Origin of the sequence: Fructobacillus americanaquae, from assembly GCF_024029775.1 — a bacterium.
Classification (GTDB): domain Bacteria; phylum Bacillota; class Bacilli; order Lactobacillales; family Lactobacillaceae; genus Fructobacillus; species Fructobacillus americanaquae.
The window spans coordinates 1,153,708-1,168,228 of record NZ_CP097122.1; the positions used below are offsets into that span (position 1 = coordinate 1,153,708).

General features: G+C 44.8%; 10 protein-coding genes, 1 pseudogene and 1 other annotated feature. All 11 genes and pseudogenes read left to right on the forward strand.

Annotated features, from left to right (window positions below; genetic code table 11):
* Positions 1 to 275 precede the first annotated feature (275 nt).
* The 11 genes and pseudogenes from M3M36_RS05690 (at position 276) to dnaI (ending at position 14,513) form a co-directional block, all read left to right on the forward strand.
* Positions 276 to 776: pseudogene (locus M3M36_RS05690) on the forward strand (HoxN/HupN/NixA family nickel/cobalt transporter).
* Between the two features lie 84 nt (positions 777 to 860).
* Positions 861 to 1,082 (forward strand) — a binding site (T-box leader).
* 50 nt (positions 1,083 to 1,132) lie between these two features.
* Positions 1,133 to 2,512 carry an amino acid permease gene (locus M3M36_RS05695; protein WP_252773620.1) on the forward strand — a complete coding sequence of 460 codons (1,380 nt, stop codon included), beginning with the start codon at positions 1,133 to 1,135 and terminating at the stop codon, positions 2,510 to 2,512.
* Positions 2,513 to 2,869: 357 nt separating this feature from the next.
* Positions 2,870 to 4,489 (forward strand): CTP synthase, encoded by a 1,620-nt coding sequence (locus M3M36_RS05700; RefSeq protein ID WP_252773621.1) that lies wholly within the window; start codon positions 2,870 to 2,872, stop codon positions 4,487 to 4,489.
* A 106-nt stretch (positions 4,490 to 4,595) separates the two neighbouring features.
* A complete protein-coding gene (gene uvrC, locus M3M36_RS05705; RefSeq protein WP_252773622.1) occupies positions 4,596 to 6,389 on the forward strand; it encodes an excinuclease ABC subunit UvrC in 1,794 nt (597 codons plus the stop codon).
* A gap of 274 nt (positions 6,390 to 6,663) precedes the next feature.
* Entirely contained in the window at positions 6,664 to 7,980 is a 1,317-nt protein-coding gene (gene obgE / locus M3M36_RS05710) for a GTPase ObgE (RefSeq protein WP_252773623.1), read from the forward strand.
* A gap of 142 nt (positions 7,981 to 8,122) precedes the next feature.
* Positions 8,123 to 9,493, forward strand: coding sequence for a DEAD/DEAH box helicase (locus M3M36_RS05715; RefSeq protein ID WP_252773624.1), 1,371 nt, complete (start codon positions 8,123 to 8,125; stop codon positions 9,491 to 9,493).
* Positions 9,494 to 9,787: 294 nt separating this feature from the next.
* Positions 9,788 to 10,618, forward strand: coding sequence for a bifunctional DNA-formamidopyrimidine glycosylase/DNA-(apurinic or apyrimidinic site) lyase (gene mutM / locus M3M36_RS05720; RefSeq protein ID WP_252773625.1), 831 nt, complete (start codon positions 9,788 to 9,790; stop codon positions 10,616 to 10,618).
* A 127-nt stretch (positions 10,619 to 10,745) separates the two neighbouring features.
* Positions 10,746 to 11,456 carry a DUF975 family protein gene (locus M3M36_RS05725; protein WP_252773626.1) on the forward strand — a complete coding sequence of 237 codons (711 nt, stop codon included), beginning with the start codon at positions 10,746 to 10,748 and terminating at the stop codon, positions 11,454 to 11,456.
* Positions 11,453 to 12,055 (forward strand): dephospho-CoA kinase, encoded by a 603-nt coding sequence (gene coaE / locus M3M36_RS05730; RefSeq protein WP_252773627.1) that lies wholly within the window; start codon positions 11,453 to 11,455, stop codon positions 12,053 to 12,055. Before M3M36_RS05725 ends, coaE begins: the two co-directional genes overlap by 4 nt.
* Positions 12,055 to 13,548, forward strand: a complete 1,494-nt coding sequence (locus tag M3M36_RS05735; protein WP_252773628.1) for a DnaD domain protein — start codon at positions 12,055 to 12,057, stop codon at positions 13,546 to 13,548. The genes coaE and M3M36_RS05735 overlap by 1 nt, the downstream gene beginning before the upstream one ends.
* Before the next feature lie 8 nt (positions 13,549 to 13,556).
* Positions 13,557 to 14,513, forward strand: a complete 957-nt coding sequence (dnaI, locus tag M3M36_RS05740; protein ID WP_252773629.1) for a primosomal protein DnaI — start codon at positions 13,557 to 13,559, stop codon at positions 14,511 to 14,513.
* Positions 14,514 to 14,521: the final 8 nt, after the last annotated feature.

A 14,521-nucleotide genomic window follows, 5' to 3' on the forward strand; every position in this document is an offset into this window, starting at 1 on the left:
GCACCATGGATTTTATGACTGAAGTAGATTTTAGAAAATAGAAAAGAGGAACAGTATTTATGACAGATAGTCACAGTTGGAAGTTCGATATTAGCCGATATGGGGCCTTTATTCTTTGCATCTTGGCCCTGGGGACCATGTTTTTGAGTACTGGGATAAACAAGTATTCTCAGTTACTCGGGATGGCCGTCATTTTGTTTACCTTTGGCCTGCGCCACGCTTTGGACCCCGATAACGAGCAATTAGCCGCTGAGTCAAAGATTTACAGCTTGTTTATGAAAATGTTGAACTTAGTTAACCATAACTGGCAAGTGGCCATTGTTGGTTTCTTATTTGGTTTGGGTTTTGATACGGCCACGCAGGAGGCGTTTCTGGCCACCTCGGCGACGGCAACGACTGCCGGTGTTCCCTGGTAAGCCATCTTATCCGTGCTCCAGTTCTCTACCGCAGGAATGTGCTTGATGGATACTTTGGACGGCTTCTTCATGTCAATAACCTACAATTGGATTATTTCCACTTCTTACCGTAAGGTCTATTTTAATCTGATTTTGACTAGTATCTCGATTATTGCTGCCGGCTTTATCAGCATTGTTGACTTGATTCAATCGATGGCAGCTATGTTCCACTGGGAAAACTTCTTGACCAAGTGGGCGGGAGCCCTTGATTTCAGCGAATTGGGTATTGTTTTAGTGGTTATTTTTGTTGTTGCCTGGGCGGTTGCTTTGCTGATTTGGAAGTTGATGAACCTGTCGAAATATGAGCAAGCTGGATTGTAATCTTTAGAAAAATCAGGATGACAATGGCTACCGCCGGATTGTCTTTGACAAAAGTACTTGCAATTTTTTTCAGATACGCTTACAATTATCACATTCATGAGGACGAGTAATCGGTACAAGTTTGCTAGAGACGTCACGGTTGGTGAAAGTGATGGGCGAAGCCGGTGAAAACTCCCTCAGTAGTGGCCTTTGAGTAATGCGTGAAATGAAGCCCGGTTGTCAGCCGTTATCTTGGCAATAGAGTGTTGTCTAGGTCTTTTTACTTAGGCAAAACACGGGTGGTACCACGCAACAAGCGTCCCTAGAGATTTCTAGGGGCGCTTTTTTGTTTGGCCAACCGCGTGAAGGAGAAACAGATGGAAAATGGAAAAGAATTAAAGCGGTCATTGTCGTCGTTCCAGATGGAAATGATTGCCCTTGGTGGAACGATTGGTGTTGGACTCTTCTTGGGGTCATCATCGACCATCAAATGGACGGGGACGTCCGTCCTGCTGGCTTACCTATTGGCCGGTTTGGTCTTATATATTGTGATGCGGGCATTGGGTGAAATGCTCTACGTGAAACCAATTGTTGGATCATTTGCCAACTATGCAACGAAGTATATTCATCCGGTTGCTGGTTATTTAACCGTATGGGCGAATGTCTTTCAGTGGTTGACGGTTGGAATTTCGGAAACAATCGCCGTTGGCGATTACTTGCATTACTGGTGGCCGGGTGTGCCAACCTGGGTAACGGGTGTGATTGTCTTAATCCTGTTGACGTTAACGAACTTGGTGACGGTGAAGGCCTATGGTCGATTGGAAGCCTGGTTCTCAATCATTAAGGTTTTGACGATTGTCTTTATGATTATCTTGGGTCTGTTGATGATTGTCTTTGGTTTTGGTAACCATGGCCATGCAATTGGCTTTTCGAATCTTTGGTCACACGGACCATTCTTTGCCCATGGCTTCAAGGGCTTCATGTTTGCCTTGTCAATTGTGGTCACTTCTTACCAAGCCATCGAGATCATTGGTATTACGGCCGGTGAAGCGGCCCATCCACAAGAAGCAATCGTCAAGTCGATTAAGTCGATTGTTGCGCGAATCTTGATTTTCTACGTTGGGGCAATCTTTGTGATTGTGACGATTTATCCTTGGGACAAATTAGACACGGTTGGTTCACCATTCGTTGAAACTTTTGCTAAGGTCGGTATCACGGCTGCTGCTGGAATCATCAATTTTGTTATGTTGACGGCTGCTGCATCGGCTTTGAATTCCGGTCTATTTTCATCATCACGAATGCTGTACACATTGGCACAGCAAAAGGAATTGCCACCAGTCTTCTTGAAGTTGTCAAAGAACCGCGTGCCAGACGTTTCCGTTTTGGCCATGTCTGTTGGAATTCTGCTGGGAATTGTTCTAAATGCCGTCTTACCAATTTTCTGGAAGGGGTCTGAGAACATTTTTGTCTTGGTTTACTCGGCTTCAACCTTGCCTGGCATGGTGCCATGGTTTGTCATCTTGATTTCGCAAATTAAGTTCCGGAGGGAAAATCCAGACTTGATGAAGGGGCACCCGTTCATGTTGGCTTTGTCACCATGGTCGAACTATTTTGCAATTTTCTTCCTATTAATTACTTTGGTTTTCATGGTGATTAACCCAACGACTCGGGTACCACTGGCCATTGGCTTTGCTTTCTTATTCTTCATGGGGCTCTTGTACTTCTGGATGCACCGTAACCAGCAAGAAGTTAAGTAAAAATTGGCTTTTCTGACAGGGACTTTTTGTTTGCTGAAAGCCTCAAGATTGATAGTGTTATACCAAACACCGATTGCTTGCCTGTCAGCCTTTCTTTCAAAACATTTTAGCCCTGGTGTTGTTGTGAATGGTTGGGTATCTTCTGCCTTTAAAACTGCAATGCTTTGGTCTAGATAATTATTTTATCTAGTGTTGACATTCAGGGGGGCAGTCTGTAATATATATTAGGGCTCACATTTAATGTGAAAATCTTTAAGGCTCCCAAGCTACTGCTTGGGAGCCTTTCTATTTTATTTAATGAATTTTGACTAAAACCATAGCAAAATTTAGTGTGTCAGGCAAAACATAGGAGGCATTATGGCAAAGAAGCAAACCAAGTATATTTTCGTTACCGGTGGGGTCGTTTCGTCCCTTGGAAAAGGGATTGTAGCAGCTTCTTTGGGTCGTTTGTTGAAAAACCGCGGCTTGAAGATGGCAATTCAGAAGTTGGATCCTTACATCAACGTTGATCCAGGTACCATGTCTCCATACCAACACGGGGAAACGTATGTTACGGGGGATGGCCTTGAAACTGACTTAGATATGGGTCACTATGAGCGGTTCATGGACATCAACACCAACATGTACTCAAACGTGACTACTGGTCGAATTTATTCAGAAGTTTTGGCCAAGGAACGTAAGGGTGATTACCATGGTGCAACTGTCCAGGTCATCCCACATATCACGAACGCTATCAAGGACAAGATTGTTAAGGCTGGTGAATCAACTGATGCTGATGTGGTCATCGTTGAAGTTGGTGGAACGGTTGGCGATATCGAATCATTACCATTTATTGAAGCCTTGCGTCAGATGAAGTCAGACTTTGGCAACGAAAACGTCTTCTACCTTCACACATCATTGATTGTTTACTTACAAGCTGCTGGTGAAGCAAAGACAAAGCCAACGCAGCATTCTGTGACGACACTACGTTCATTGGGTATTCAGCCTGATATGTTGGTTCTGCGGACGCAAAACCCATTGACGGATGAAATGAAGGAAAAGTTGGCAACCTTTACGGATGTTAACCCACAAGCGGTGATTGAATCGCGCGATGTGGATACTTTGTATGAAATTCCTTTGAACTTACAAGAACAAGGAATGGACCAAGTGGTTGTCGACAAGTTGAAATTGGACGTTCCTGAAGCCGACATGACGGAATGGAAAGCCATGGTTAATGCCATCGAGAATCCAAAGAAGACCATCCATGTTGCCGTAGTTGGTAAGTATACTGACTTGCAGGATTCTTATATTTCAGTGAACGAGGCTTTGAAGCATGGTGGTTATTCACAAGACACTGATGTTGAAATTGTCCATATTAATTCTGAAACGGTGACAAAAGAAAACGTTGCTTCCTTGTTGAAGGATGTCGATGGTATCATGGTTCCCGGTGGCTTTGGTCCTCGCGGAACAGAAGGTAAGATTCAAGCAATTCGTTATGCTCGTGAAAACAACATTCCATTCTTGGGTGTTTGCTTGGGAATGCAATTGGCCTCTGTTGAATTTGCCCGTGATGTCTTGGGTTATGCAGATGCCAACTCAATCGAGTTGAATCCTGAAACAACCCACCCTGTCATTGCCTTGATGGATGACCAAAACCAGGTTACCGACTTGGGTGGTACACAACGTCTTGGTTTCTATCCAACTTGCCTATTGGAAGATACCAAGACTGCTGCTGCTTATGGTAACAAATCCGAGGTTGATGAGCGTCACCGTCATCGCTATGAATTTAACATTAAGTACCGGGACGAATTTGAAAAGGCTGGTATGGTCTTCTCAGCAACATCACCTGATAACAAATTGATGGAAGTTATCGAATATCCAAAGAACGATTTCTTTATTGCTGCCCAATACCATCCAGAATTTATTTCACGGCCAAATAAACCGGAAGGTTTGTACAACAGCTTTATCACTGCGGCTGTGGCCTATAAAGAAAAGTAAGCACCAAACTAATTTCTTAATGAATGCTTTGTTTTGAAAATAAAAAGGCCGCCGAATTGTTTGGCGGCCTTTTCGTACATAGAAGTCGCGGAGGTATAATAAAGTTATGTTAGCCAATATCTCAAAACACCTTGAACAAAAACTGCTCCTCTTACCAGCCGAACCAGGTTCTTATCAAATGAAGGACCGCTTAGGCAAGATTATTTATGTTGGTAAAGCCAAAAACTTGAAGAACCGCGTGCGGTCATATTTTAAGCAGGACCATACTGGTAAGACGGCCGAATTGGTTGCTAACATTGTTGATTTCGACTTTATTGTGACCAATTCCGATAAAGAAGCCTTCTTGTTGGAAAACGAGTTAATCAAGAAGTATAAGCCTTATTACAACATCCGTCTCAAGTATGGAACAGGCTATCCATACATCAAGATTACCCGCGAAACTGATCCACGAATGGCTTTGGTTTCAGAAGTTAAGAAGGATGGGGCCTTTTATTTTGGTCCCTATCCTAACGTTTATGCCGCCCAGGAAACGCTCCATTTCTTGGAGAAAAATTATCCACTAAGACGGTGCAAGGGCCACCAAGGGCATCCTTGCCTTTATTATTCGATGGGCCAGTGTCTTGGTGCTTGTTTTCGGGATGTCCCTAAGGCAGAGTATACAGTTCAGGTTGATCGGATTAAGCGCTTTTTGTCAGGCGATACTAAGGTCGTTAAGCGTCAAATTGAAAAACAAATGGGCCAAGCTGCTGAAAATTTGGAGTTCGAGCACGCAGCTGATTTACGCGACCAATTGAAGTACATCGACGAAACGGTTGAAAGTCAGCGGATTTTGTCGAATGATTCAACGCCGCGTGATATTTTCAATTTTTACCTGAACAAGGGCTGGATTACAGTTTCCGTGATGTTTGTTCGGCAGGCTCGCTTAATCCGCCAAAGTAAGCAAACCTTTGCCGTAGTTGGTGACGGAATCGATGAATTTACGACTTTTATTCAGCAATTTTACCTACAGAAAAATATTCAAAAGCCAAAGGAAATTTTGGTACCACAGGGTGTTGACCACGACCTTTTAGCTGCTGCCTTGGATGTTCCGGTACGAACGCCCGTCCGCGGTGAAAAGAAGGATTTGTTAGACTTGGCAGAAAAAAACGCGAAGATTGCTTTAGATGAAAAGTTCCGCCTGATGGAACTCAATGAGCAGAAGACTTCGGGGGCAATGAAGGAAATCACCGATGTTCTTGGAATTTCGATGGGCCATCGAATTGAGGCTTTTGATCATTCTCATACCCAAGGGGAAGAAATTGTATCGGCGATGGTGGTTTTTGAAGATGGGCGGCCAAACAAGGATATGTATCGGAAGTACAAGATTAAGTCGACCGACCATGCCGATGAGTGGTTGGAAACGCAGGAAGTCATTCGTCGACGTTATTCTCGCCTATTGAAGGAGGGAGCTGAAATGCCGGACTTAATTTTAATGGATGGGGGGATTATCCAGCTCCATGCGGCCAAGGAAGTTTTGGAAGATGAGTTGGGCCTGGATTTACCAATTGCAGCCATGGTTAAAAATGATAAACACAAGACTGCTGATTTGATTAATGGTCAGACTGAGGAGGTCGTGCGTTTAGACCACCAGTCCCAGGGCTTCTTCTTGGTTCAACGAATCCAAGATGAGGTCCACCGTTTTGCCATTACTTTCCATCGTCAGTCGCGGTCGAAAAAGTCATTGTCCTCGCGTTTGGATGCGATTACGGGTGTTGGCCCTAAAACCAGGCAGAAGCTGTTGACGAATTTTGGCTCCATTACCAAGATTGAGGCGGCAAGCATCGAAGAGTTGGAAGCCTTGGGATTGTCGTCTAAGGTTGCTCAGCTGGTCCATTGGTCACTTTCCGAGCAAAAGTCTTAGGAAAAATCAGTTTGATTGGCCAGTGAAATGAGCGTTTTTTGAAATCATGTTGGCGGATCATTGGCACTTTACCTTTAATTTGCAGTATATTGGTAATGTTGATGTATTTGGTGCTCGCCGTCAAAATTTTACTACGGCGAAAAAATTGGGTCGTTTTTGTCCTGATTTATCGTCTTAGAGACAGAAGTGTAGGCAAAGAGAACTTTCTGTGATACACTTAACTCTCTAGATTCATTGGATTAAAAAAGGAGTAGCGCATTGCGCGCGAATACAGATGGCGTTTGTTGATCAAGCACAAGTTGAGCTAAAAGCAGGTAAGGGTGGCGATGGAATTGTTTCCTTCCGTCATGAAAAGTTTGTGGCCATGGGTGGTCCCTTTGGTGGGGACGGTGGTCATGGTGGATCCATCATCTTAAAAGTGGATGAGGGGTTGCGAACTTTGATGGATTTCCGTTATAATCGTCACTTTAAGGCCCAGTCTGGTGGCAATGGTGGGACCAAAGGGATGACCGGTGCGTCTGCTGACGACCGAGTTATTAAAGTTCCCCAAGGGACTATTGTGACCGATGTTGATACCGGTGAGGTATTAGGTGACTTAGTGCGCCCTGATCAGACACTATTGGTTGCTCGTGGTGGTCGTGGTGGCCGCGGAAACATCCGCTTTGCTACACCAGCTAACCCAGCTCCTGAATTATCAGAAAATGGGGAACCAGGTCAAACGCGACAAATTAAGTTAGAGCTGCGGGTTTTGGCTGATGTTGGTTTGGTTGGCTTCCCTTCCGCTGGGAAGTCAACATTGTTGTCCGTGGTTTCAAATGCGAAGCCAAAGATTGCAGCTTACCACTTTACCACCATTGATCCCAATATTGGGATGGTCCGCTTAGGTGATCACCGTGACTTTGTCATGGCTGATTTGCCAGGATTGATTGAGGGGGCTTCGCAGGGTGTTGGCTTAGGTTTCCAATTCTTACGCCACGTTGAACGTACGCGTGTGATTTTACACCTGGTTGATATGTCTGGCATTGAAGGACAGGGTCCTTATATACAGTATAAGAAGATTTTGACTGAATTAAAGGAATATGATCCAACGATTTTGGACCGACCACAAATCGTTGTTGCCACTAAGATGGATATGCCTGACTCCAAAGATTTGTTTACGAAGTTCCAAGAACAGGTTCAAGCAGATTCTGGTTTGGCCAAGACGCCTGAAATTGTGTCAATTTCAGCTGTCACTCACGATGGTGTTGACACACTTTTGCGTAAGACAGCGGACTTGTTGGATCAGGCACCAGTCGCAACGGCTTACCAGCAGGAAGAAGAGACAACGGAAGAGAAGATTTACCAGTACAAAAAGCAGGCTCCTGTCATTTCCGTTGACTGGGATGATGAGCTGTCTTGCTGGTTGATTTCTGGACCGGAAGTCGAAAAGCTTGCCGCAATGACGAACATGCAGCGTGAAACAACGATTATGCGTTTTGTGCGTCAACTTCGCCATATGGGTGTGGATGATAAGCTGCGTGAAGCTGGCGCCGAAGATGGCGACGATGTTCGAATTAATAATACAAACTTTGTCTTTGAATATTCTGAATAAGCCAAACAATCTTGGCTACGATTCAGTCGAAAAAGCCCACCTACAAAAATCGTAAGGCGGGCTTTTGTTATAATAGAAGTTAATGCTAACAATTGGTCGCTTGCCGTCAAAAGGTAGTCGTCAAAAATAAGGAAAATAAAGAATGATTTTACCGGAACTTGCTAATTTATTTTATGAACACTTTCAGGAAGAAACGCCAATTCAAAAGGCTCTTTTTGACCGAATGACTGCCGGTGAATCCGTCTTTGGCCTGGCGCCGACTGGTTCTGGAAAAACGCTGGCTTTTGCTTTGCCGGTGCTGTCTAAGATTGATCTCACAGCCAAGCAGAGTCAAGTTCTGATTTTAGCACCGTCACAGGAATTGGGTGCTCAGTTAGCCCAGGTCATTCGCCCGTATGCCAGTGAGGTCGGTGTGAAGGTTGCTGCCTTAATTGGTGGGGCCAATGGGAAGCGGCAGGCAGATAAGTTGAAGAAGGAGAAACCGGCAATCGTGGTTGGTACACTTGGCCGGATTTTGACGATGATTGATGGTGGGGCGTTGAAAACTAAGCACCTGAAGACCCTAATTGTCGATGAGGCGGATGCCACCTTGACTGAAGAACACCAAGAAGACTTAAACATCTTAGCAAATGCCTTGCCTGAATTGGACCAAGTTGCTCTGTTTTCAGCCACCTCGGGTGTCGACTTGGCCTGGGTCAAGGAACTCTTTGGTCACTCTGTGAAGCCAGTTTCCGTGGAAAATCAGGCACCGAAAACCATTGAACACACATACTTGCACGTTGATGCCAAGGCTAATCACAAAGTTTTAATTGAGTTAGCTCGCCGACACCAACAAGCCTTAGTTTTCTTTAACACCATTGGGGCATTGGTGGCCGCCCAGGCCGCCCTACGTCATGAACATGCATCCGTCATGTCCGTTGGCAACAATGAGAAGTCACATTTAAAGCGGGCAGATGCCCTCCAATCATTTAAGAAGGGCAAGCTCGACTTGTTGCTGGCGACTGATGTTGCTGCCCGTGGTCTGGATATCCTGGGCTTGCCATTAGTCGTCAACGCACAAATTCCGAATAACTTGACCACCTACCTCCACCGGACGGGCCGAACAGGGCGCGCTGGCCTTGCTGGTCAAGTATTGAACCTTGGTAACGATCATGATATCCGAAAGTTAAAGCAGAACTTACCAGAAGAAATCAACCTGGAAAAGTTCGAATGGGCCAAAGTCGATGAAAAGCAACAGGAAGCCAAAAAATTGCAGGAGGCCAGCGCAACGGTGGCTGACGATGGTGCTGATTTGGATATGAAGCAACAGCTACGCGTTGAAAAGAAGCAGGCTGTCAACCGATTAGATGGCAAAAATCGTAAGGCGGATAAGAAGAATCGTCAAAAGCAGTCCGAAGAAAAACGCGAATTGACTGCTAAAGAAGCTGCTAAGTCGAAAAAGAAGCATCAGGCCCGAAAAAAGAAGAATAAGGGCAAGCCCAAGTGGGCCAGCCGACCTCAGGATTCGAAGTAATTTAAGCGGTTCGCCGTTTTTTCCAGTGTGCCAATGGGTAGATGGCTAACGACAGTCAGTCCAATCGTTGGCAATCGTGCCTGTGCTATAATGAAAACAATATGAACTTTATTGACAGATTATCCAAAAGATAGTCGGGCAATTGTGCCTGGCTATTTTTTGTTATAATATTTCTTGAAAAATATTAATGAATTTGTTGATTTAACTAGGAATTGTCAAGGTTAGGCTAAAAGTTAGCCCAAGAGTCAGTCCATGAAATTAAAAACGTTGCTATGAAGGGAGTTATAAACCCAAATGCCAGAATTACCTGAAGTTGAAACTGTCCGCCGGGGGCTAACTGCTCTTGTGCAAGGGGCAAAAATTAACAGTGTGGCTGTGCCGTATCCAAAAGCCGTGGTTTCTGATTTAACCGACTTTCAGGCCGACTTAGCCGGGGCCACGATCAATCAAATTGACCGGCGAGGCAAGTTTTTGCTTTTCCGGCTTTCAAATCAGAAAACCCTGGTTTCCCATCTACGGATGGAGGGCCAGTACTCGGTTGAGCCTGAAGGAGCAACTCCACATAAGCATACGGAGGTTATTTTTACTCTAGATGACGACCGCGACTTAATGTACAATGATACCCGCCGCTTTGGTCGGATGCAATTGGTGCCAACAGGTCAAGAATACCAGGAGGTTTCTGGTCTAGCAAAAATGGGGCCGGAACCCACTGAAGCCGATCTAGATATTACCTATTTGACTTCGATTTTAGCCAAAGCTCACCGCAAGATTAAGCCTTTTTTGCTCGACCAGTCCAACGTGGCAGGACTTGGTAATATCTATACGGATGAGGTTCTTTGGCAGACCGAGATTCACCCAGAGACCTTAACTGATCACTTAGCGGCTAAAGAGGTAGTAAAACTGCGGCAAAATATTATTCAAGAGATTAACCGGGCGACAGTTCATCATGGCACGACCGTCCATTCTTTCTCTAATGTTTTTGGCGAGGTTGGAAAGTTCCAAAACGAACTCGATGTCTATGGTCGGGCAGGTGAACCTTGCAAACGCTGCGGGACGACCCTCGTCAAAATTAAAGTTGCCCAGCGCGGAACGACCTATTGTCCAAAATGCCAGGTGCAAAAGTAAGAAAAAACCTGGCTTGTCTTTTGGTTTTGATTAAACTATAAAAAACAGCACGATGAATGGCTTTTTCATTTTATTGATCTTTAACAACCCAGCAGGGGGTAATTGTGCCTTCTCGCGAAAGGAACTCATGACAGAAATCACACCAATCTCGCAAAACCGTGTTAAGTTGACTGCGAGAATACATCTACAAAAAAAAATTTTTGCAGCCATCAAGGCTAACTGGCTTGCCATTTTATTTAATCTTTTTCAAACCGCTTTAGTGCTGACGACGACATACCTTGTGTTGCTGAACTATCATCAAACCGGTCAAATGGTTTACCTTAACCAGCGCAGTGCTTATTTTAGTCAGACGATTGCCAGTACAATTGCCTTAGTCTTTTCTTGGTCTGCCAAGTGGACGATTGTGGACCAATTTCAAGAACCAAAGGCCAAGGCAAAATGGAAGCAAAGTATTCAAGCTTTTCGCTTTGGTCGGTTCTTTGCCACCTTTATGCTTGCTTTCGTGCAAAACATTCTGCTCTTTTTGTGGTCAATATTGGTGATTCCGGGCTTCGTTAAGTCCTTTTCTTACTCACAGACCTATTATGCCTTTAAAATGGATAGCCAGTTTGGTTGTCAGCAGAAATCCTTGACCGATTATATTTCGATTTCTCGGCGGGTTATGTCCGGACGTAAAATGGAATTGTTTCAACTCGAACTTTCCTTTTTAGGCTGGCACTTGCTCGGATTTGTGACTTTTGGGTTAGCCTATATCTACGTGACACCATATTTGAATACGGCACGGGTTGTCTATTCAAGCCAAGTCTTTGCGCAAACTTTACAGAAGGGGGAAGCATGAAAATCATCGGTTTAACAGGAAGTATTGCTACTGGAAAGTCAGCGGTCACCAAAATTGTGACAGCTGCTGGTTACCGGGTGATTGATGCCGACTTGGTTGCCCGCGAAGTAGTCGAACCAGGGACTTTTACCCTGGAAAAGATTAAGGATGTTTTTGGTCTGAATATCGTTGAAAACGGGGTCTTGAACCGTAAAAAGCTCGGGCAAATCGTCTTTCAGGATCCAGGTAAGTTAAAGGAACTGACAGCGATTACGAGTCCAGCCATTTACTCGGCGATTGAGGATAAGGTCAATTTTTTTAAAAATCGTGGTGAAAAGGTGATTTTTGTCGCTATTCCGCTTCTGTTTGAACAAAAGTACGATGAGTCTGGGTGGTTTGACCAAATTCTGGTGGTCGCAACCGACCCGCGGATTGAGCTTGACCGATTGATGGCTCGTGACCACTTAGATGAATATGCGGCTCAAAGCCGAATTAAGGCCCAAATTTCAATTGAAAAGAAGGTCGAAAGTGCAGACGTTGTTTTTGATAATAATGGCACTGAAGTAGAGCTGAAGGCGCAAGTCGAAAAGTATTTAACTGATTTAAAAAAGGAAGAATAATGGCTGTTTCCAAGCAGACAATTGAATTTCAGGCAAAAGAGTCGGCCTATTTGAGTTTGCAGACACCGATTAGTCTTGCTGATTTGAACCGAGTTTTTAGTTTGTATTTGCCTTTTTTGGGTGTCAAAGCTTATGCCCTTTATCACTTCATGGTTCAAGAGAGTCAGGCCGGTGCAAAAAAATGGTCTGATCACTACTTGCTGCTAGATACGTTAACCCTTTCATTGCCTGATTTCGTCCATGCCCGCAAGGCGCTGGAGGCAGTCGGGTTGTTGAAAACCTTCTATCAGGAGGTGGGTGGTTTTGCTGGTTATACTTACCAAATTCAGTCACCAATGCTGGCAAAGGATTTCTTTAACGAGGATTTGCTGGCGGGCCTCCTCTTTTACTTTGCCGGTGAGGACCGTTTTCAAGTCCTAGCTGACCGCTTTGCGGGTCAGTCGGCCGGTCAAGTCAGCGGTGCCAACGTTGTTAACCTTTCGGCTAGCTTTTTGGAATTCTTTGATAATCCGGTAGCAGGCCGTCAGCCAAAGGTTGAATTGGCAGGACCTTCGTCGCTGGACGATTTGGACTTTAGTTCGCAGAGTTTTGACTACGATGCAATGGTCGCCCTGATACATGGCACAACGGCCACCAATTTAGCATCTGACCGGCAATTAATCATGACCCAGCAGGTTCTTTACGGGCTGAACGAGGCTGAACTAGCAACGGCCATTACGCGTAGCATTAACCTCGATGACCATCGCTTAAACCGAGCTGCCTTTATGTCTTATTTGCAAAATCAGTGGGGCAAAAGCGCCGAAAAGACAAAATTAGCCAATCGGGGCAACCAAGCCGAAACGACTTCAGCTGGTCGTGGGCAGGGTAATCAAGCAAGTGGCTTAGAAAGCCGGCAAGCTGGTGGAGAAAAGGAGCAGGTAACTCAGAATCTAAACGGTCAGCAGCTGACTGGAGTCCAGGGCCAGCCAACAGGTCAGATGTCTGGTAGTCAGAGCCTGGCCAATCAGTTGATACCAAAGCAATCAAGAGCACTTCAGTCGCTTTATCAGGCGGCTGATTTCTTAAGCCCAATTGATTTTTTACGTCAAATTAAAGAAAATAATCATGGTTACGTAACGAAGTCCGAGAACCAGTTACTAAGCAACCTGGTCCAACAAAATATTTTGCCAGTTCCAGTGATCAATATCCTGATTTATCAGGTCTTGGTAAATATGGATAATTCGGATTTGAAGCGGAACTTGGTTGATTCGATTGCCAATGATTGGGCAAAAAACCAGGTTGATACTGCGCCAAAGGCGGTGGCTGCTATTAAAAACCACCAGAAGGCACGCACGAGCACGAATCAAAGCCGTTATCAAAATTGGTATAGCCGGGCTGGGCAGAAAGTTGAACCTAAGATGGCTCAAAATGATCAGTTAACTAACCAGGCCAGTCAGGGTGATGATGCAGCGGCCATGATGGCACTGTTGAAGGATCGTAAAACTAAGAATTGAGGTTTGTAATGAAAGATTTAGGGTCAGCCTTAAAAGATTTTCAAAAAAAGTATCCCCAAGTTTCCAATGCCCGTTTGGCACAAACCCTTGAAATTATCAAGAATGATCAAGATGTTCAAGATTTTTGGCAGGCACATCAAAAAGAGTTGAAACCCGATGCTTTTGCAGTAGCAATGATGGACCTGTTTGAGTATGTTAACCAAAAACATCAGAGTAAAAATCCTGCTAGTGGGCTTTTTCCTGGTTACCATCCCATTCTCACGATTGAAAAGGGATACCCACATGTAACTTACCAAGCTAGTCCGAAAACCCAGGAATTTTTAATGCAGAAAAAGATGTTGAAAATGTTTTCGGTGCCAAAGGATGTGCGTCAGGCTGATTTGAAGCAATTAGTTGCAGAGGTGGGCCAACATCCTGGCCGCCAGGCTGCTGTTTCAGCTGCTGTTCGGCTGTTTGACGCCTTGGTTTCACAGGATAAAGGACACCAGCACGACTTTATTCAAGGCCTTTATCTTTATGGGGATTTTGGTGTTGGGAAAACCTATTTGATGGGGGCCTTGGCCAATGCCTTGTCCGCCAATGGCATTTCGGTCATGATGGTCCACTGGACATCGATGATTGAGGATTTGAAGGCTGGCTTCAACAAAAATAGTACTGATCAAAAAACAGACGATATTATCGCCCAGGCTAAGCAGGCTGAAGTGCTGATTTTGGACGATATGGGAACGGATAATCTGACTGCTTGGGCGAGAGACTCAATTTTGTCGGTTATCTTGGAATACCGGATGCAAAATCAGGTGACCACTTGCTTTACTTCTAATTTTGATTTAACCTCTTTAGAGGAGTATTTGAGTCAAACAAGAGAGGCCAAAGAGCCGGGCAAGGCGGCTCGCTTGATGCAACGAATCCTTTTCTTGGCCCAGCCAGTGGCCGTGGCCGGCGAAAATTTGCGGTTGCACCGTTAAAAAATTCT

Bases quoted from the DNA above. Each gene is read 5' to 3' on its own strand.
- M3M36_RS05695 (WP_252773620.1), top strand. From the start codon at position 1,133: ATGGAAAATGGAAAAGAATTAAAGCGGTCATTGTCGTCGTTCCAGATG.
- uvrC (WP_252773622.1), top strand. From the start codon at position 4,596: ATGTTAGCCAATATCTCAAAACACCTTGAACAAAAACTGCTCCTCTTA.
- M3M36_RS05715 (WP_252773624.1), top strand. From the start codon at position 8,123: ATGATTTTACCGGAACTTGCTAATTTATTTTATGAACACTTTCAGGAA.
- M3M36_RS05725 (WP_252773626.1), top strand. From the start codon at position 10,746: ATGACAGAAATCACACCAATCTCGCAAAACCGTGTTAAGTTGACTGCG.
- M3M36_RS05700 (WP_252773621.1), top strand. From the start codon at position 2,870: ATGGCAAAGAAGCAAACCAAGTATATTTTCGTTACCGGTGGGGTCGTT.
- M3M36_RS05735 (WP_252773628.1), top strand. From the start codon at position 12,055: ATGGCTGTTTCCAAGCAGACAATTGAATTTCAGGCAAAAGAGTCGGCC.
- mutM (WP_252773625.1), top strand. From the start codon at position 9,788: ATGCCAGAATTACCTGAAGTTGAAACTGTCCGCCGGGGGCTAACTGCT.
- obgE (WP_252773623.1), top strand. From the start codon at position 6,664: ATGGCGTTTGTTGATCAAGCACAAGTTGAGCTAAAAGCAGGTAAGGGT.
- dnaI (WP_252773629.1), top strand. From the start codon at position 13,557: ATGAAAGATTTAGGGTCAGCCTTAAAAGATTTTCAAAAAAAGTATCCC.
- coaE (WP_252773627.1), top strand. From the start codon at position 11,453: ATGAAAATCATCGGTTTAACAGGAAGTATTGCTACTGGAAAGTCAGCG.